Source organism: Flagellimonas hadalis (assembly GCF_007785775.2).
GTDB classification, from domain to species: domain Bacteria; phylum Bacteroidota; class Bacteroidia; order Flavobacteriales; family Flavobacteriaceae; genus Flagellimonas; species Flagellimonas hadalis.
Window position 1 is genome coordinate 225771 of the sequence record NZ_VNIK02000003.1, and the last position, 17701, is coordinate 243471.

At 47.1% G+C, this 17701-nt stretch carries 16 protein-coding genes; 11 read left to right on the forward strand and 5 right to left on the reverse strand.

The genetic code is table 11. The features are described from left to right. Positions 1-18: 18 nt before the first annotated feature. Complete coding sequence (locus tag FOT42_RS07205) at positions 19-315, reverse strand: thioredoxin family protein (RefSeq protein WP_072878191.1); 297 nt, start codon at positions 313-315, stop codon at positions 19-21. Positions 316-598: 283 nt separating this feature from the next. On the opposite strand from FOT42_RS07205, the gene FOT42_RS07210 reads away from it, so the two are divergent. After that, positions 599-1633, forward strand: coding sequence for a serine hydrolase domain-containing protein (locus FOT42_RS07210; protein WP_226789823.1), 1035 nt, complete (start codon positions 599-601; stop codon positions 1631-1633). A 30-nt stretch (positions 1634-1663) separates the two neighbouring features. Here FOT42_RS07210 and FOT42_RS07215 read toward each other — a convergent pair whose 3' ends face one another. Together FOT42_RS07215 and FOT42_RS07220 are read right to left on the reverse strand one after the other, a co-directional pair. Beyond that, entirely contained in the window at positions 1664-2896 is a 1233-nt protein-coding gene (locus FOT42_RS07215; RefSeq protein ID WP_151889897.1) for a metallophosphoesterase, read from the reverse strand. A 55-nt stretch (positions 2897-2951) separates the two neighbouring features. Then, positions 2952-3671: a copper homeostasis protein CutC gene (locus FOT42_RS07220; RefSeq protein ID WP_151889898.1), complete on the reverse strand. Its 720-nt coding sequence runs from the start codon at positions 3669-3671 to the stop codon at positions 2952-2954. A gap of 40 nt (positions 3672-3711) precedes the next feature. Here FOT42_RS07220 and FOT42_RS07225 point away from each other — a divergent pair, with 40 nt between their 5' ends. The 3 genes from FOT42_RS07225 (at position 3712) to FOT42_RS07235 (ending at position 9192) form a co-directional block, all read left to right on the forward strand. Continuing rightward, a complete protein-coding gene (locus FOT42_RS07225; RefSeq protein WP_151889899.1) occupies positions 3712-4710 on the forward strand; it encodes an isoaspartyl peptidase/L-asparaginase family protein in 999 nt (332 codons plus the stop codon). Positions 4711-4871: 161 nt separating this feature from the next. Next, positions 4872-7706: a DNA polymerase I gene (polA, locus tag FOT42_RS07230; protein WP_151889900.1), complete on the forward strand. Its 2835-nt coding sequence runs from the start codon at positions 4872-4874 to the stop codon at positions 7704-7706. 880 nt (positions 7707-8586) lie between these two features. Next, on the forward strand, positions 8587-9192 hold the full coding sequence (locus FOT42_RS07235) for an SET domain-containing protein (protein ID WP_151889901.1): 606 nt from the start codon (positions 8587-8589) through the stop codon (positions 9190-9192). Positions 9193-9252: 60 nt separating this feature from the next. Here FOT42_RS07235 and FOT42_RS07240 read toward each other — a convergent pair whose 3' ends face one another. Next, positions 9253-9816 carry a hypothetical protein gene (locus FOT42_RS07240; RefSeq protein ID WP_151889902.1) on the reverse strand — a complete coding sequence of 188 codons (564 nt, stop codon included), beginning with the start codon at positions 9814-9816 and terminating at the stop codon, positions 9253-9255. A gap of 276 nt (positions 9817-10092) precedes the next feature. Here FOT42_RS07240 and FOT42_RS07245 point away from each other — a divergent pair, with 276 nt between their 5' ends. Beyond that, the gene (locus tag FOT42_RS07245; RefSeq protein WP_151889903.1) at positions 10093-10842 is read left to right on the forward strand and encodes a sulfite exporter TauE/SafE family protein; all 750 of its coding nucleotides are present in this window, start codon (positions 10093-10095) and stop codon (positions 10840-10842) included. On the opposite strand, the gene FOT42_RS07250 is transcribed toward FOT42_RS07245, so the two are convergent. Then, on the reverse strand, positions 10827-11273 hold the full coding sequence (locus FOT42_RS07250; protein WP_151889904.1) for a MarR family winged helix-turn-helix transcriptional regulator: 447 nt from the start codon (positions 11271-11273) through the stop codon (positions 10827-10829). The genes FOT42_RS07245 and FOT42_RS07250 overlap by 16 nt on opposite strands. Before the next feature lie 176 nt (positions 11274-11449). On the opposite strand from FOT42_RS07250, the gene hppD reads away from it, so the two are divergent. From hppD to FOT42_RS07280, 6 genes are all read left to right on the forward strand, one after another. Then, on the forward strand, positions 11450-12586 hold the full coding sequence (hppD, locus tag FOT42_RS07255; RefSeq protein ID WP_151889905.1) for a 4-hydroxyphenylpyruvate dioxygenase: 1137 nt from the start codon (positions 11450-11452) through the stop codon (positions 12584-12586). Between the two features lie 79 nt (positions 12587-12665). Then, positions 12666-13823: a homogentisate 1,2-dioxygenase gene (locus FOT42_RS07260; RefSeq protein ID WP_151889906.1), complete on the forward strand. Its 1158-nt coding sequence runs from the start codon at positions 12666-12668 to the stop codon at positions 13821-13823. Positions 13824-13922: 99 nt separating this feature from the next. Next, positions 13923-15143, forward strand: a complete 1221-nt coding sequence (gene fahA / locus FOT42_RS07265; protein WP_151889907.1) for a fumarylacetoacetase — start codon at positions 13923-13925, stop codon at positions 15141-15143. 117 nt (positions 15144-15260) lie between these two features. Beyond that, positions 15261-16130 carry a flavin reductase family protein gene (locus FOT42_RS07270; protein WP_151889908.1) on the forward strand — a complete coding sequence of 290 codons (870 nt, stop codon included), beginning with the start codon at positions 15261-15263 and terminating at the stop codon, positions 16128-16130. Positions 16131-16151: 21 nt separating this feature from the next. After that, a complete protein-coding gene (locus FOT42_RS07275) occupies positions 16152-16568 on the forward strand; it encodes a hypothetical protein (protein WP_151889909.1) in 417 nt (138 codons plus the stop codon). A gap of 24 nt (positions 16569-16592) precedes the next feature. Continuing rightward, positions 16593-17693 carry a pyridoxal phosphate-dependent aminotransferase gene (locus tag FOT42_RS07280; RefSeq protein ID WP_151889910.1) on the forward strand — a complete coding sequence of 367 codons (1101 nt, stop codon included), beginning with the start codon at positions 16593-16595 and terminating at the stop codon, positions 17691-17693. The last annotated feature ends 8 nt before the right edge of the window (positions 17694-17701 follow it).

Below are 17701 nucleotides of genomic sequence, written 5' to 3' on the forward strand. Positions count from 1 at the left end.
AAAACCTCGCTTTTCTTTTTAGATATATTCGTTCAAAATGCCTATCAGCGTATTGGCGTCCTGTTCGCCGCTCTGTCGCCAGACCATTTCACCTTTTTTGTAGATCATCAAGGTGGGCAATCCTTTTATCCGAAGGGCCTGTGAGAGCTCCTTGTTCTTGTCCACATCGATCTTTATCACTTTTCCCTTATCGCCAAGGGCAGCGGCCACATCACGCAGTACAGGGTGCATCGAAGTGGACTGTTCGTTCCATTCCGCATAAAAGTCCAGCAGTACGGGGACCTTTACATCTATGAGTTCACCAAATTTGGACATGAATTCTAAAGGTTTACGGTCAAAAATAAGAAAAAATGTTAACGTTTTATATCCTGACATTGCTTTCCCTTCAAGTCCTTAGTTAAATTCACGTTAAACGTTACTCCCACAAACCAATCCTAGGATTGCCTCTTCCTATCAAAACACCCAAAACCAAAATTCCTTCCCATTTATGTAACCTGTCCTTTTCAATGCCAGTCTATTTGAAAAAGCCGTAGTCAGGATAATCATGAAAAACAGACACCAAACCAAAATCCTTGTACTTTCCCTAATCCTTATCTGTATGTCCATTCAGCCCAAGGCCTTTGGGCAGTCACTGGAATCCAGTATTGATAGTGTATTGATGAAAAAATATGTGAGCAGTTCGCCCGGTGCGGTCGTCCTGGTCTCAAAAAAGGGCAAGCCAGTTTATCAAAAGGCCTTTGGCCTTTCCAATTTGGAATCCAAAACTCCAATGGTCACGAACAACGTGTTCCAACTAGGTTCCATTACAAAACAGTTTACCGCCATGGCCATATTGATGCTGGTCCAAGACAAAAAATTGGACCTCCATGACACGCTCAACAAGTTCCTCCCCGACTATCCTGACGGGAAGAGCATCACCATACACCACTTGCTCACACACACCTCAGGAATCAGGGATTTTACAAAGATCAAAGGACTGAACGATATTGCAACGGAAGAACTGAGTGCAAAGGAACTAGTGGATTTTTTTAAAGATGGGCCCAAAGACTTTCCTCCGGGAGAAAAATTTGAATATTGCAATGCTGGTTATATGCTGCTTGGATACATCATTGAACTGGTCAGTGGAAAAAGCTATGGGGATTTTGTGAAGGAAAACATCTTCGATAGATTGAAAATGGACAATTCGTATTATGCGAGCCATCAAAAAATCATACCAGACAGGGCGTGGGGCTACGACCAAAAGGACAGTACTTATGTGAACACCAGATATATAAGTTTTTCCATCCCCTATGCTGCGGGTTCGCTGATGTCAACCGTTGATGATATGCTGAAATGGCAAGAGGCCCTAAACAACAATGTCCTGATCAACGAGGAACTCACCAAAAAAGCATTCACGAACCACACTCTGAACAACGGGGAACAAATAGAATATGGTTACGGATGGCACATCAAATCCTTGGATGGGGCTCTTAGCCATGAACACGGAGGTTCCATCTTTGGGTTTAAATCGATGGGAGTCTACTTGCCCGGTCAAGATGTATATGTGCTTGCCTTGACCAACTGCGGATGCAATTCACCCACCGAAATCACAAGAGAAATTGCCACAATGGCACTGGAGTATTTCAGAAAATAAAAAATTACAGAACGATAGGGCAAAACAGTGTTATGCCAATCCTTTCTTCTTCAAGGTGATCACGGAAATTTCAGGCCAGATACCAAAACGCCCAGGATAACCAATAAACCCGAAGCCGCGGTTCACGTTGATGAACTGTCCGAGTTCCTTATAAATGCCCGCCCAATACTTGTAGCGCCATTTCACAGGGCTCCACTTGATCCATCCGGGAATCTCCACCCCAAACTGCATGCCGTGGGTGTGTCCGCTCAAGGTCAGGTGGAAATGGTAGTCGTCATGGATCACCACATCTTCCCAATGCGAGGGGTCGTGGCTCAACAATATCTTAAAATCGTCTTGGGAAATGGCTTCCTTCGCCTTTTGTAGGTCCCCAGCTTTTTTGAATCCGCCGCGGCCCCAATTTTCTACCCCAAGCAAGGCAATTTTCTGCCCGTTCTTCTCCAGGTATCGGCTGGAGTTCAAGATCAGGTCAAAGCCCATATCCTTCTGCAAATTCTTTAGGTTTTCCAGGTTTTTGGATTTGGCCTCTTCCGTGGGCCAGACGGCATAATCGCCATAATCGTGGTTGCCCAGAATGGAAAACTTGCCGTCCTTGGCCTCCAAGCGGGCAAAGACATCCTTCCAAGGTTCCATTTCGTTGGATCGGTTATTGACCATGTCTCCAGTGAAGAAAATCACATCGCTTTTTTGCTCATTAATTAAGTCAACGCCATAGGCCACTTTGTTATAATCGTCAAAACTGCCACTGTGCACATCGGAAATCTGCGTGATCTGGTAATTGTGAAAAGCATCGGGCAGGTCATCGAACTCCAATTCGTACTTGAGCACCTGATAGTTGTATTTTCCTCGGTACATGCCATAGAGCAGGGCGCCGAAGGGCAAGGCCGCCAAGCCCAGCGCCAAACCACTGATGAACTTTCTGCGTGAAGGAAAATAGCTGGCATCGGGGTCGGACATCCCGACCAATTTGTTGTACCCAAACCCGAACAAACGAACCACATCTTCCAACAAAAGGAAAAAACCTAAAACCAGTGCCAATAGAAAAAACGCCGCAAAGATGGTCCCGGCCACGGCCATGGTCCCTTTGAATCCATTACTGGGGTCGTAGCCCATGATCTTGATGGCCAAGAACAACAGTGCACCCAGAAACAAAATCCCATAGGCCCAATGCATCCAAGGACTCTTGAACAAAGTTCGAAAAGCCTGGAAACCGTATATGGTCAAAGCCACATAAATAAAGGCCAGAATGATAAATCGGGACATAGTCTATTTTTTGCAAAATTATGGGTAATCCACTAGAAAATAGGTCTTTTTAAATTTATTTAACGGCCTGCACAATGCTCCGTACCATTTCCACATGGGTGGTCGCCACCCTATCCTCCGCCAAATGTTTGGCCGAATTCATGGGAATTTTCCCCGCAACGTCGAGCTGATTTCCAAAGGAAGTCCCTGAACAGTGGACGGCCCTCAGCCCTATTTTTTTGAACCCAACGGCATTGGAAGGAGAGACCCCTCCCCCGGCCATAATGGTCATGGAAGTCCCTTTTTGCCATTTTTCAAGTTGCTCCAATCCCTTTTCTGCGGAAGGATGTCCACCCGACGTGAGGATGGTATCTACCCCCATTCGTTCCAACTCCGCCAAAGAGGCAATGGGGTCTTGGACCCAATCAAAGGCGCGGTGGAAGGTAAAATGCATCGGTTGGGCAAGTTCCACCAATTGCCGCGTCCGTTCCACATCCACAGAAAAATCCTTCAGCAGCACTCCCGAGACCACCCCATCCACCCCCAGTTCCATGCAGGCCACGATGTCCGCTTTCATCACTTCAAACTCGACATCGGAATAGGTAAAATGACCGCTTCGTGGGCGGATGAGCACATGCACGGGAATCGTCAACCGTTTCCTCACCAATTGAATCAGGCCCATGGATGGGGTAATGCCCCCTACCCCGAGTTCGGAACAGAGTTCGATTCGGTCCGCTCCTGCCTTTTGTGCATTTAGGGCCGATTCCAACGAATTGGCACAAACTTCTACAAGCATATTGCTATATTTATCCAGCTTAAAAATAAAGATCCCTTGCATGAAACGACGCAATTTCCTTAAAAATTCCAGCTTAACGGCAGCCGGATTGGTTTCTGCCTCTGCCATGGTCGCCTGTAAAACGGAGACCAAACCCGAAGAAACCGTTGTGGCCCCCGCCCCAGTCAAACCCATCAAACCCATTGTGGTCTGCACTTGGAACTTTCTGAATGCCACCGACAAGGCCTGGCAAGTACTGAAATCGGGCGGAAGTTCCCTGGATGCCGTGGAACAAGGGGTGATGGTGGAAGAGGCCGATGTGACCAACGAGACCGTGGGCAAGGGCGGCCGGCCAGATCGGGATGGGAACGTGACCTTGGATGCCTGCATCATGGACAAGGACGGTAATTGCGGCTCCGTGGTCTGCATGCAGAACATTGCACATCCTGTATCCGTAGCAAGAAAAGTGATGGAAGAGACACCACACATCATCTTGGCCGGAAAAGGCGCTGAAAAATTTGCCTACGAGCAAGGCTTCAAAAAAGAAAACCTGCTGACCGAAAGCACCCGAAAACAATACCAAGAATGGTTGAAAACCTCCAAATACGAGACCATCATCAACATAGAGAACCACGATACCATCGGCATGCTGGCCATTGACGAGAAAGGGGACATTGCCGGGGCCTGTACCACCAGTGGCATGGCCTACAAAATAGCAGGCCGTGTGGGCGATTCGCCCATCATCGGGGCAGGCCTTTTTGTGGACAACGAAGTGGGTGGGGCAACCGCTACGGGCGTCGGTGAAGAGGTCATCCGCACCGTGGGCAGCTTTTTGATCGTGGAACTGATGCGACAGGGCAAAAGTCCGCAAGAAGCCTGTGAGGAAGGCGTAAAGCGCATCATGCAAAAAAACAAGGACCGGAAGGATTTCCAGATTGGGTTTCTGGCCATCAACAAGAATGGGGAAACCGGAGGGTATTGTGTACATCCCGGTTTCACCTACCGCGAGTACAGCGAGAAGGGGCATGAGAACAAGGAGGTGACGAGTTTTTACAGTTAGATGTTAGACCGCTTCGCTTCTAGATGAAAGAATCAAGACGTCTCTATTCTTGGCTCTATATTCTAGGTTCTTTTGAGCAGCAATTCGTACTTTTAATCCCCACCATTTTTTTGATGATTATACATTACTGATTGTTTATTGAACATTGATATTTGAACAACATGCCTGAACAAAAAAGACTTTTCCTTCTCGACGCCTACGCACTCATTTTCCGTGGCTATTATGCCCTCATCAAAAATCCGAGGATCAATTCCAAGGGGATGGACACCTCCGCGATCATGGGTTTTATGAACTCCCTTTTTGATGTGATCAAGCGGGAACAGCCCGACCATTTGGCCGTGGCCTTCGACAAGGGCGGCAGTGTGGAGCGCACCGAGCTTTTTGAAGCCTACAAGGCGAATCGGGACGAGACTCCCGATGCCATCCGCATAGCCGTGCCCTTCATCCAACAAATCCTGAAAGCAATGAAGATTCCCGTCGTGGAACTGGAAGGCTACGAGGCGGACGACCTCATCGGTACCTTGGCCAAGCAGGCCGAAAAGGAAAACTATAAGGTGTTCATGGTGACCCCCGACAAGGATTTTGGGCAGTTGGTGAGCGAGAACATCTTTATGTACCGCCCGGCCCGATTGGGCAACGGCATCGAGATCTGGGGAATTCCCGAAGTCAAAAAACGCTTTGGGGTGGAACGCCCCGAACAGGTGATCGATTACTTGGGGATGATGGGCGATGCGAGTGACAACATTCCCGGACTGCCGGGGGTGGGCGACAAGACCGCCAAAAAGTTCCTTGCCGACTTCGGTTCCTTGGAAGGTTTGTTGAGCAATACGGACAAGCTTTCGGGCAAAATGAGGGAAAAAGTGGAAGAGAATGCCGAATTGGGCCGACTTTCACGAAAATTGGCCGAGATCAAGACCGATTGTGAGGTGACCTTCCACGCAGACGATTATGAAATGTGTCCGCCCGATTTCGAAGAAGTACAAAAAATCTTTGAAGAACTCGAATTCCGAAGGTTGAAGGAGCAATTCATCAAAATATTCTCTGGTGAGGCAGAGGCCGGAACACAGGTGACCAGTACGGAAACCGCAAAACAGGAAGCCAAGGTGGCGGGCAGCGGACAGTTTACCCTCTTTGGGGGCGACCCAACCGAGGCCCCAGCGACCATCAAGGATGTGAGCGGACGGAAGACCATTGCTGATGTTCCCCATTTTTATCAGACCGTTCAAACGGGTCTGGCCATGGAACTCTTCATGGAAACCTTGATGAAGCAACCTGCCGTGTGCTTCGACACGGAGACCACCTCCATCAACCCCTTGGAAGCGGAATTGGTGGGGATTGCTTTCAGTTGGTCGCCCGGCAAAGGGTTTTATGTGCCCTTTCCCGAAACCAGAAACGATGCCATGCCCTTGATCGAGAAGTTGCGTCCTTTCTTTGAATCGGAAAACGTTCAAAAAATCGGGCAAAACTTGAAATACGACATCAAGGTGATGCTCAATTATGGCGTGGATGTCAAAGGCACATTGTTCGATACCATGTTGGCCCATTATCTCATCAACCCCGATATGCGGCACAACATGGACGTGCTCTCGGAAACTTACCTCAACTATACCCCGGTGTCCATCACCGAACTGATCGGCAAAAAGGGCAAGAACCAGTTGAATATGCGGGATGTTCCTGTGGAAAAACAAACCGAATATGCCGTGGAGGATGCCGATGTGACCTATCAGTTGGCGCAGCATTTCGCGCCTGAACTGAAAGAGACGGGCACCGACAAATTGTTTGCGGACATCGAGGTTCCGTTGCTACGTGTTTTGGCAGATATGGAACGGGAGGGCATCAACCTGAATGAGGATTATTTGAAAGAACTCTCGACAGCGCTCGAAACGGACATTGCGGAGTTGGAAAAGAAAATTTACGAACAGGCCGGAGAGCAGTTCAACATTGCTTCCCCCAAACAATTGGGCGACATCCTTTTTGACAAACTCAAACTGGTGGACAAGCCCAAAAAGACCAAAACAGGGCAATATTCCACGGCGGAAGATGTGCTTTCCTACCTTGCCAAGGACCATGAGATCATCCAAAATGTGTTGGATTACCGTGGATTGACCAAACTGAAAAGCACCTATGTGGATGCCCTACCGAACGAGGTGCAAAAACACAGTGGCCGGGTACACACGGACTATATGCAAACGGTGGCCGCCACGGGCCGTTTGAGCAGCAACAATCCCAATTTGCAGAACATCCCCATCCGCACGGAACGGGGGCGACAGGTGCGCAAGGCGTTTATTCCACGGGATGAAAACTATGTTTTGCTCGCAGCGGATTATTCCCAGATAGAGCTGCGAATCATTGCGGCTTTGAGCGAGGAGGACACCATGATTTCCGCATTCAAACACGGGGAGGACATCCACGCTTCCACGGCATCGAAAGTGTTCAATGTACCGATAGAAGAAGTGACCCGTGAACAACGGAGCAATGCCAAAACGGTGAACTTTGGGATCATTTACGGGGTATCGGCCTTTGGATTGAGCAACCAAACCGATTTGAGCCGCACCGAGGCCAAGGACCTTATCGATACCTATTACAAGACTTATCCCAAATTACGCAACTATATTAGCGAGCAGATTGATTTTGCCCGGGAGCATGGCTATGTGCAGACCATTTTGGGCCGAAGGAGGTATTTAAAGGACATCAATGCGGGGAACCAAGTGGTGCGCGGGGCCGCGGAGCGCAACGCGGTGAATGCACCCATACAGGGAAGTGCGGCGGACATCATCAAGATTGCGATGATCAACATCCATAAAAAACTTTCCGAAGGAAAATACAAGACCAAAATGCTCTTGCAGGTGCACGATGAATTGGTGTTCGATTGCTACAAGCCCGAATTGGAGGACATGAAAAAACTCATCAAATCCGAAATGGAGAACGCTTACCAACTCTCTGTGCCCTTGGATGTGGAAGTTGGTGTGGGTGAGAATTGGTTGGAGGCGCATTAACTTCAATTCAATAATATAATGTAACCAACGAAATCCAAAATGACCAACATCTTCCTAAGAGCCAAACATTGGCAGTTATTCCTACTGATGATCGGGATTCCCCTCCTCTCTAAAATCTATATGTATGCCCGCATCTGGATGTTTGAATCTTACTCAACTCCAGAAATGGTAACCGATGATATGGGGTTTACACAAGTCTTGGATGAAAAATTCATTCAGTTTGGCTGGTTCCCGGCCATCATGCTTTTGTTCTCTCTATTGGTTTTTGGTTGGTTATGGTCCTTGGCCATTGGATTACAAAAATGGGTGCCGACCGATGTAAAAATGAAAACTTTAAGGTTCAAGGTATTTTTCTTCATCCCATTCATTGATATTTTGTTCATTATCAACTACATGACCGGAATTTTTATGTTTAATGGGACCGCTTTTTTGATGTACCTGGGGATTATTGACCCAGTTATGATACCCTTACACCTGTTTTCAATATTTTGTATTTTCCATACGCTCTATTTTGCTGCGAAAACCCTAAAAACTGTTGAATTCAAAAGAAAAGTCGGTCTTGGGGATTTTATAGGTGAATTTTTTCTTTTGTGGTTCTATTTTGTTGGAGTCTGGATCATTCAGCCAAGGGTGAACCAGTTATATGAAAAGAACAAAACTATAACCCATTAAGAAAACCATTAAATACCCTTTCCTTTTTTTAACAATCAAAACCATCTACTGACAGGCCTAAATTGACCTAACTTCCGAATAAAACATCGTCCCCATTTTCAAATTTCATTTTTCAATTAATTGAAATTCAAATCATTAACCTCTTTAAATTTTTCATCAACGGATTGAACAATTTTATACCTTCATTCGAAAATTCATTACGTATAAAATGATCCATCCCGATACAGAATTGCGCTTTATCAGCAACGAAATTGGCTACGGCGTCGTCGCCACCAAATTCATTCCCGCAGGGACCATTACCTGGGTGCTCGACGAACTGGACCGCGAGTTTACCCCTTTGGAACTGCAACGCATGGCCCCCATCTACCAAAACATTCTGGACACCTACACCTTTCGGAACAACAAGGGCAACTACATCCTCTGTTGGGACAACGGGCGCTACGTGAACCACAGTTTCAACTCCAATTGCCTCACCACGGCCTACGATTTTGAGATTGCCATCCGCGACATCCAGCCCGGGGAGCAGCTCACGGACGACTATGGCTACCTGAACATTCCCATGCCCTTTAGGGCAGCCGACGAGGGCACCCGCCGAAAAGTGGTGTACCCCGACGACCTTTTGAAATACTACAAGGTCTGGGACAGTAAGATCAAAAAGGTGTTCGGCAACATCACCCAACTGCAACAGCCCTTGCGCTCCATTCTTGACGAAGGGCTTTGGGGCAAGATAGAGGATATCATCGGCGGCAAGGAAGAGCTGGAATCCATCCTGGCCAATTTCTATAACGGAAACCACGTAGCACTTTCCAAATAACCCACCAAAACCAAAAAAGGCACCCAATTGGGTGCCTTTTCCATTCTTCTTCATTGCAATTTAATTGCCAAAACTATTGGCCAATCGTGGTCTTGGGCTTTTGCTCCGTATAAACAGATCCGTTAGCGGTTTAAAGTGTCGCTTCCACTCAAATGGAGCAAAGTCGAACCACAATTTTACTTCAGTGGCCTCACCACCTTCCATTTGGAAACCATCTTCAATGGTGAAATCCAATCGCTCAAAGGCGTTGGCAGATTCCTCCACCCCGTCCTGATACACAAACTGGTTGCCCCAGCCTGCCAGATAAAACCGAAGTTTGGTGTATTTCCCTTCGGGAAGGGTGAGTACGCTCTTGGAGCGTAGAAAGGTCCCAGAAGGGATTCCCTTTAGGGAAACCGGGTTCTGGCCTGGAAAATCCACGATGAAATGCTCCTTACCATGTTCATCAATGGCCGAGAACTTCGTGATGTTCAACAACATTTCCGAAACCTTCAGCGATGTGGCGGCCTCGTTTTTCAATATCAATTCCTTCACGGCCCGTTCCTCTGCATACCAATCACCAATGGCATTGGGGGCAAAAGGTACGGTGGACCATATCGTGGGATAAAAGTTCGTTTTTTTCATAGCGCGTATATTTTGGGTTATACGGGTACAAAGTTGCAGCAAACCAATAGGTTACGCGTCCAATAAATTGACCAGTTTATATGCTGCATTACCCTGGAATGCCAATTTTAAGATTTCGTTAGGTTAAAATGACATAAATATGAAAAAAGGGGCATTCCAATCGATTCGCCATATACCCTGCAACACCCCAAACTCCCATCAAAAACAAAGAGATGGTAGAATATCAGTTTTTGGCTCTGCTAAAAAGACTATCTTTTCTTTCCGTAAAATCATTGAATGAAAATCAACGTCCTATTCCTGATACTGGCCTTGGTGGCCGAGGTCATTGGCACCATTGGCGGTTTTGGGTCATCGGTCTTCTTTGTGCCCTTGGGAAATTTTTATTTTGATTTTTACTCCGTTCTGGGGATGACGGCCATTTTCCACCTCTCCAGCAACATCAGTAAAATATTCCTGTTCAAAAAAGGGCTGGACAAAAAACTGTTGCTCTACATCGGTGTACCTTCCGTGCTGTTCGTGGTGATCGGTGGTTTTTTGTCGAAAATGGTAGACAGCGGCGCCCTGGAAATAATCTTGGGAATTTTTTTGGTGATCTTCAGCTTGCTGTTCCTCATAAAAAGTGAAATTGTGGTGCTCCCCAGTAAGAAGAACGCCATGATCGGGGGCACACTTTCCGGGTTCTCCGCAGGGCTTCTGGGTACGGGCGGTGCCATCCGTGGCCTGACGATGGCCGCCTTCAATCTGGAGAAAAATGCGTTCATCGCCACTTCTGCGTTTATCGATTTCATGATCGATTTCTCACGCACCTTTGTGTACTACGACAACGGCTATATCGGAAAACAGGAATTAACCTACCTCCCTTTTTTATTGGTCATTGGTTTTGTGGGCACGTATTTGGGCAAGAAAATCTTGGCCTACATCCCGCAGGAAAAATTCAGAAGGTTGAGCCTTATTTTTATCTTGATCATCGGTCTGGCCACCCTAATCCAGTTGACGGTGGAACACTGGGGTCAGTTCCCCTCGTAATTATCCCCCATTTGGTCCAAGACCCTTAAAAAGGTCTCGAACTCCACGGGATCGATATTTTTTACGGCCAGTTTTCTTAAAGCTAGCGCGCTGGGCAAGGTCAGTTCAATGATTTTCCTCCCCTGCTCGGTCAGTTCCAGTTTATAACGTTTTTGGTCGCCCTCGAACCGGGTCTTGGCAATCCACCCCTTGCGCTCCAACCCGCCAATCACCCTGGAAATGGTGGCACGGTTACGGAAGTTGCCCTTTACGATCTCCCGCTGGCTCGCCCCGTCACCCAGTTCGTAGATCTGGTGCAGGATCACCCACTGCTCAATGGTCACTTCAACCCCCAATTCATCAAAGGCCCGCAAATAGGCTTTTTGAATCTTACGGAGCACCAAGTCCAAGTGCAGCCCTATCCCCTGTATTTCGTCAATCCGGTTGAGCATTCCAAAACTAATTGCCACAAAAATAGGGATTCCGTTTTTCATGCCCTTGTCCCAGTGCAGGGTAAAGACAGAAACTTTAACCTAAATTTTAATCCTGAAAACGTTATAGTGACTTAAAATTACTTATTTTTGTTGTTAATGCAACAATTTAATTAAACAACTAAATCATAACGAACATGGCGACATCAACACTTCCAAAGACGCAAAAGGATACCGAACAGGATTTCATGCCCATCAACGGCACGGACTATGTGGAATTGTATGTGGGCAACTCCAAACAGGCCGCCCATTTTTACAAGACCGCTTTTGGGTTCCAGTCCTTGGCACAGGCGGGGCTTGAAACCGGCTTGAAGGATCGGGAAAGTTACGTGGTAGTCCAGGACAAGATCCGCTTGGTGCTCACCTCTCCCCTAAAAAGTGGTACCGAGATTGGGAAGCATATCGACAAGCACGGTGATGGTGTGAAGGTCGTGGCCCTTTGGGTGGACGATGCCACCTATGCCTACAACGCAGCCATGGAAAGAGGGGCCAAATCCTATATGGAACCCAAAGTTGAGGAAGATGCCCACGGAAAAGTGGTGCGGTCAGGCATTTACACCTATGGTGAAACCGTCCACATTTTTGTGGAACGCAAGGATTATAACGGAACTTTCCTGCCCGGTTTCAAAAAATGGGAGACACCGGATTACAACCCCGCTCCCACTGGATTGAAGTTTGTGGACCATATGGTGGGCAACGTGGGTTGGAACCAAATGGACCATTGGGTAGGTTTTTATGAAGATGTATTGGGATTCAAAAATATTCTTTCGTTTGACGATAAGGACATTTCCACCGATTACACCGCCCTGATGAGCAAGGTGATGAGCAACGGGAACGGACGCATCAAATTCCCCATCAACGAACCTGCCGAAGGAAAGAAAAAATCACAGGTGGAAGAATACCTCGATTTTTATGAGGGTGAAGGTGTACAACACATTGCTGTTGCCACGGACAACATTATCCAAACCGTGCGTGACCTCAAGAGCCGTGGGGTGGAATTCCTTCGTGTGCCCAACACCTATTACGATGCCGTGACCGACCGTGTGGGTGAAATCGATGAGGACATTGCCCCATTGAAGGAACTGGGCATCTTGGTGGACCGTGATGACGAAGGCTATCTACTTCAGATTTTCACCAAACCAGTTGAACCCAGACCCACGATGTTCTTCGAAATTATCCAAAGAAAAGGCGCACAATCGTTTGGAAAAGGTAACTTTAAGGCACTGTTCGAGGCCATTGAGCGCGAGCAGGAGCTAAGAGGCACTTTGCATTAATATGTTATGAGTGATGAGTTAGGAGTTATGAATCTTATTAACTTTTAACTCTAAACTCCGAACTCTAAACTGATAAAAAATGCCCATATATCACAAACTCGGGAAAATTCCGCATAAACGGCATACCCAGTTCGAAAAACCGAACGGAGGGCTGTATTATGAGCAGCTTTTCGGCACCATTGGTTTCGATGGCATGTCGTCCCTGTCCTATCACGTCCATCGCCCCACGCAGGTGAAGGAAATTGGAAAGGCCATTGACGTATCGCCCAAAATTGCGGTGGAAAAGAACATCACCAGCAGAAAGCTTATCGGGTTCGATGTTCAGCCCAAGGATGATTTTTTGGAAGCCCATGAGCCTCTTTTGGTGAACAACGATGTGCACATTGGCTTGGCCGCGCCTAAAAAATCCATCACGGATTATTTTTACAAGAACGCCGATGCCGATGAGATGCTCTTCATCCACAAAGGATCGGGAACCTTGAAAACCTTTTTGGGCAACATCCCGTTTGAATATGGGGATTACCTCATCATTCCGCGCGGGATGATCTATCAAATCGAATTTGATACAGAGGACAACCGCATCCTGTATGCGGAATCCTTTCATCCCATTTACACCCCAAAGCGCTACCGAAACTGGTTTGGGCAGTTGTTGGAGCATTCCCCCTATTGCGAACGGGACTATAAATTGCCGCAAGACCTTCAGACCTTTGATGAGAAAGGGGAATTTTTGATGAAGATCAAAAAGCAGGGCATGCTGCACGAATTGGTGTATGCCAGTCATCCTTTTGACGTAATCGGTTGGGACGGATATAATTTCCCCTACGGGTTTTCCATCCACAATTTTGAACCCATCACGGGCCGTGTGCACCAACCGCCACCGGTACACCAAACGTTTGAAACGAGTGCCTTTGTCATCTGTTCGTTCTGCCCAAGGTTGTACGACTACCATCCCAAAGCCATTCCGGCCCCCTATAACCATTCGAATATAGACTCGGATGAGGTGTTGTATTATGTGGATGGCGATTTCATGAGCCGCACCGGGATTGGCCCAGGATACATTTCGTTGCATCCGGCAGGTATTCCACACGGGCCGCATCCTGGTACCTATGAGGCCAGTATCGGTAAAAAGAGTACGGAAGAATTGGCCGTGATGATCGATACCTTCAAACCGTTGAAAATCACCGAAAATGCCCTAAAAATTGACGATGGCAAGTATTACAAGTCGTGGTTGGAGTAATCATTAAAGACCAATGCCTTCTGTCTTTTCGAGCGCAGTCGAGAAATGAAGGCTTTTTATTGCTCTCGACTGCGCTCGAACTGACATAAAAACACATTCATGATCATAAACATCCCAGAAAACTCAGACTTTTCCATCCATAACATCCCCTTCGGGATTTTTTCCACCGAAGACAGAAGCCCACGTGTGGGCGTGGCCGTTGGCGAGCATATTCTCGACCTGGCTGCCGTGGCCGAACTCGATGTGTTCGAATTCAACACTGCCGTGTTGGAAAAAGACACCCTCAATGATTTTATTTCCCTCGGGAAGGAAATCACCAGTCGAGTGCGAAAAAAAATCCAACATTGGCTGAAGGATGAGAATTCCGTTTTGGCCGGAAAACCGGAACTTTTTGTAAAGCAATCCGAAGCCCAAATGCACATGCCCGTTTCAGTGGGCGACTATACCGATTTCTATTCCAGCATAGAACACGCCACCAATGTGGGAAAAATGTTCCGCGACCCTGAAAATGCCCTTTTGCCCAACTGGAAACATATTCCTGTGGGATATCATGGCAGGGCAAGTTCAATTATTGTGAGTGGGCAGCCCATCCATCGACCCAAGGGACAGACCTTGCCCAACAATGCGGATGCCCCGGTTTTCGGGCCCACGCAGCGGTTGGATTTTGAACTGGAAATGGGTTTTATCTGCGGCAAGGACACCCAGTTGGGGGAATCCGTCTCCACCGAAGATGCCGAGGATTACATTTTTGGCTTGGTATTGTTCAACGATTGGTCTGCCCGAGACATCCAAAAATGGGAATATGTACCGCTTGGACCCTTTTTGGCGAAGAACTTTGCCTCTTCCATCTCGCCATGGGTGGTGACCCTGGAGGCATTGAATCCTTTCAAAGTGGCAGGGCCCACACAAGAACCTAAAGTATTGCCGTATTTGGCTTATGAGGGTGAGAAAAATTACAACATCAACTTGGAAGTGGGCATTACGCCCGAAGGGAGCGAAGAAACCACGGTTTGCCGCAGTAATTTCAAGTACATGTACTGGAACATGGCCCAGCAATTGGCACACCACACCGTGAACGGCTGTAACATCCATGTGGGTGATATGATGGCTTCGGGAACCATTTCGGGCAAGGAGGATGATTCCTTTGGCTCCATGTTGGAGCTTGCCTGGATGGGGACCAAACCTGTGAAGATGAAAGACGGTTCGGAACGTAAATTCATCAACGATGGGGATACGGTGACCTTACGCGGTTTCGCCCAAAATGGCGATATTAGGGTCGGATTCGGGGAAGTTTCCACGAAAGTGCTTCCTGCGAAATAAATTTCACTTTAGATGAACATTGAGCTGTCATCCTGAGCGCAGTCGAAGGAACAGCTGAAATGTTACCTGAGAGTTATACCATATCTCGACTGCGCTCGATATGACAAGAAACAAACCATGATCAAAACCGTAGACCCAACCCAAGTAAGCCAGCCCGAACTGCATAGCATTTTGCTCACGGCGGTGGCCCCAAGGCCCATCTGCTTTGCCAGTACCATCGACAAGGATGGGAACGTGAACCTGAGCCCGTTCAGTTTTTTCAATGTGTTCAGTTCCAATCCACCCATCATGATTTTTTCGCCATCGCGAAGCGGCAGGGACAACTCCTTGAAGCATACCCATGAAAATGTATTGGAAGTCCCCGAAGTGGTCATCAATATTGTGAACCACAACATGGCAGAACAGATGTCGCTTTCCAGCACGGCCTATGCCAAAGGAGTAAACGAATTTCAAAAGGCGGGATTTACCGAAGTGCCCAGTGAAAAGGTAAGACCTCCCCGCGTGGCGGAATCCCCCGTTTCCTTTGAATGTTCTGTTATGGAAGTTATTGAATTGGCCCAAACTCCGGGAGCGGGCAACCTCATCATCGCCAAAGTGGAACTCATCCATGTGGACGATGCCTATTTTACCGATGGCATTCTGGATACCGAAAAATTGGACCTCGTGGGCCGTATGGGAGGCAATTGGTACATCCGGGCCATCAAGGATTCGTTGTTTGAAATTCCGAAACCACTCCGCACCCATGGTATTGGGGTGGATGCCTTGCCAAAGGGCATACGCGAAAGCGAGGTACTTACCGGAAACAATTTGGGACGATTGGGCAATGTGGAAAGCCTGCCCTCTGCATCCGAAGTCGAAAAAATCGTAAAAGCCGATGGCGTGGATACGCTTTCCCAAAGGGAACTCCATACCTTGGCCCAGCAGCTTTTGGAAGCCGGGGATACGGAAAAGGCGATGGCGTTGTTGTTGTTTGCTGAGGGTTTGTAAAAGTTAAAATAAAGGAATTGCATGAAAATTAGCTACTACCCTGTCTTTCTATTCATTCTATTTATTTCATTGAATAGTTTTTCTCAGATGAATGACACAGAGAAGAAAAAAAATATAACTCTTTTGTTTGGGCAATGGGAGGCTTTTAAGAAAACGGATTTGGATGGAGGCGATGGAAGTGATATAACTTTTAATGGTTTACCATATACCGTCAGATTAGAGTTGATTTTTTTAGACAGAGTCTATTCTTATTTTAATAATGGTGAGGGAAGAATAGAAACGAGTTATACTTTAAAACAAGATACACTGAAAATTTCCCGCTTTACTTATTCCATTGTTGAAATCACTGACTCAGAATTGGTATTAAAAGAAGAAGAATTTTTAGGAAAACTTATCTATCTGAAGAAAATAGAAGATAATTCTACAACAAAGAATTGAGCTAAGTCAAAGTTTAAATAAAAAATGAAAAAAAACATCGAATCCATCTTTAAGGCCCATTTAGAACCCAAAGAGGTCTATAAAGGAGGAAAGAACATTCCGCCTTCCGATAAAAAAATCCATAAACTGTCCTCCAACGAGAACCCGCTGGGCGCATCACCCAAAGCGGTTGCCGCTATGAAAGCCGCTTTGGAGCATATCGACATCTACCCCGACCAAACCGACATCCGCCTTCGGGAAGCCTTGGTGAAGGATTTTGATGGAAAACTAAGTGCTGACCAATTTTTGTGCGGCAATAGCGGTTCGGAAATCATCGATATTATTTTGAGGGCCTTTATCAACGAAGGAGACGAGGTGATCTATTCCAATCCCTGCTTTTTGCCGTATTCCGTTTTTTCCCGATGGTATGGAGCCAAGACCATTGACATTCCTTTGCTATCCCCCAACTACGATTTGGATGTGGAAGGGATTTTGAACGCCATCACGGAGCGTACCAAGGTCATTTTTCTCACCAGCCCGAACAACCCAACGGGCACCTATATTCCCAAACCCGTAATGGACGACTTTTTGGAACGGGTGCCCAAGAACATTCTCATCGTTTTTGATGAAGTCTATCGTCACTTTGCGGATGCGGAGGATTATGTCACCGCCCTACCCTATGTTTTGGCGGGACACAATGTGCTTGGTTTGAACAGTTTTTCCAAAACCTACGGTTTGGCAGGTCAGCGTATCGGGTATGCCTACACCACCGCTACCATTGCCAACTATATCCGGTTGATCCAAAAACCGTTCTTGCTCCCCTTGACGTCCATCGAAGCGGGCATCGGAGCCTTGAATGATTCGGAGTTTATCGAGAAAACAGTTCAGACGGTTCTCGATGGTAGAGCATATCTTGCCCAGGAGTTTGACCGCATCGGCATCAAATACTGGCCCAGTCAGGCCAACTTTTTTATCATTGACCCTCCATTGCCCGAAATGGAATTCACGGATAAACTAATGGAAGAGGGTATTATGGTTCGGCCCGTTTCGCAATTTGGTGCTCCGGGGAAAGTTCGTATCACCATAGGTGACGCTGAAGCGAATGAAGCTTGCATTAAAGCGATATGGAAAATAATGGGTGTATAATCGTCATG

What these genes read in the sequence shown, in the direction of transcription:
- FOT42_RS07205 (WP_072878191.1), bottom strand. Translation starts at nt 315, where the DNA reads ATGTCCAAATTTGGTGAACTCATAGATGTAAAGGTCCCCGTACTGCTG.
- FOT42_RS07210 (WP_226789823.1), top strand. Translation starts at nt 599, where the DNA reads ATGTCCATTCAGCCCAAGGCCTTTGGGCAGTCACTGGAATCCAGTATT.
- FOT42_RS07215 (WP_151889897.1), bottom strand. Translation starts at nt 2,896, where the DNA reads ATGTCCCGATTTATCATTCTGGCCTTTATTTATGTGGCTTTGACCATA.
- FOT42_RS07220 (WP_151889898.1), bottom strand. Translation starts at nt 3,671, where the DNA reads ATGCTTGTAGAAGTTTGTGCCAATTCGTTGGAATCGGCCCTAAATGCA.
- FOT42_RS07225 (WP_151889899.1), top strand. Translation starts at nt 3,712, where the DNA reads ATGAAACGACGCAATTTCCTTAAAAATTCCAGCTTAACGGCAGCCGGA.
- polA (WP_151889900.1), top strand. Translation starts at nt 4,872, where the DNA reads ATGCCTGAACAAAAAAGACTTTTCCTTCTCGACGCCTACGCACTCATT.
- FOT42_RS07235 (WP_151889901.1), top strand. Translation starts at nt 8,587, where the DNA reads ATGATCCATCCCGATACAGAATTGCGCTTTATCAGCAACGAAATTGGC.
- FOT42_RS07240 (WP_151889902.1), bottom strand. Translation starts at nt 9,816, where the DNA reads ATGAAAAAAACGAACTTTTATCCCACGATATGGTCCACCGTACCTTTT.
- FOT42_RS07245 (WP_151889903.1), top strand. Translation starts at nt 10,093, where the DNA reads ATGAAAATCAACGTCCTATTCCTGATACTGGCCTTGGTGGCCGAGGTC.
- FOT42_RS07250 (WP_151889904.1), bottom strand. Translation starts at nt 11,273, where the DNA reads ATGCTCAACCGGATTGACGAAATACAGGGGATAGGGCTGCACTTGGAC.
- hppD (WP_151889905.1), top strand. Translation starts at nt 11,450, where the DNA reads ATGGCGACATCAACACTTCCAAAGACGCAAAAGGATACCGAACAGGAT.
- FOT42_RS07260 (WP_151889906.1), top strand. Translation starts at nt 12,666, where the DNA reads ATGCCCATATATCACAAACTCGGGAAAATTCCGCATAAACGGCATACC.
- fahA (WP_151889907.1), top strand. Translation starts at nt 13,923, where the DNA reads ATGATCATAAACATCCCAGAAAACTCAGACTTTTCCATCCATAACATC.
- FOT42_RS07270 (WP_151889908.1), top strand. Translation starts at nt 15,261, where the DNA reads ATGATCAAAACCGTAGACCCAACCCAAGTAAGCCAGCCCGAACTGCAT.
- FOT42_RS07275 (WP_151889909.1), top strand. Translation starts at nt 16,152, where the DNA reads ATGAAAATTAGCTACTACCCTGTCTTTCTATTCATTCTATTTATTTCA.
- FOT42_RS07280 (WP_151889910.1), top strand. Translation starts at nt 16,593, where the DNA reads ATGAAAAAAAACATCGAATCCATCTTTAAGGCCCATTTAGAACCCAAA.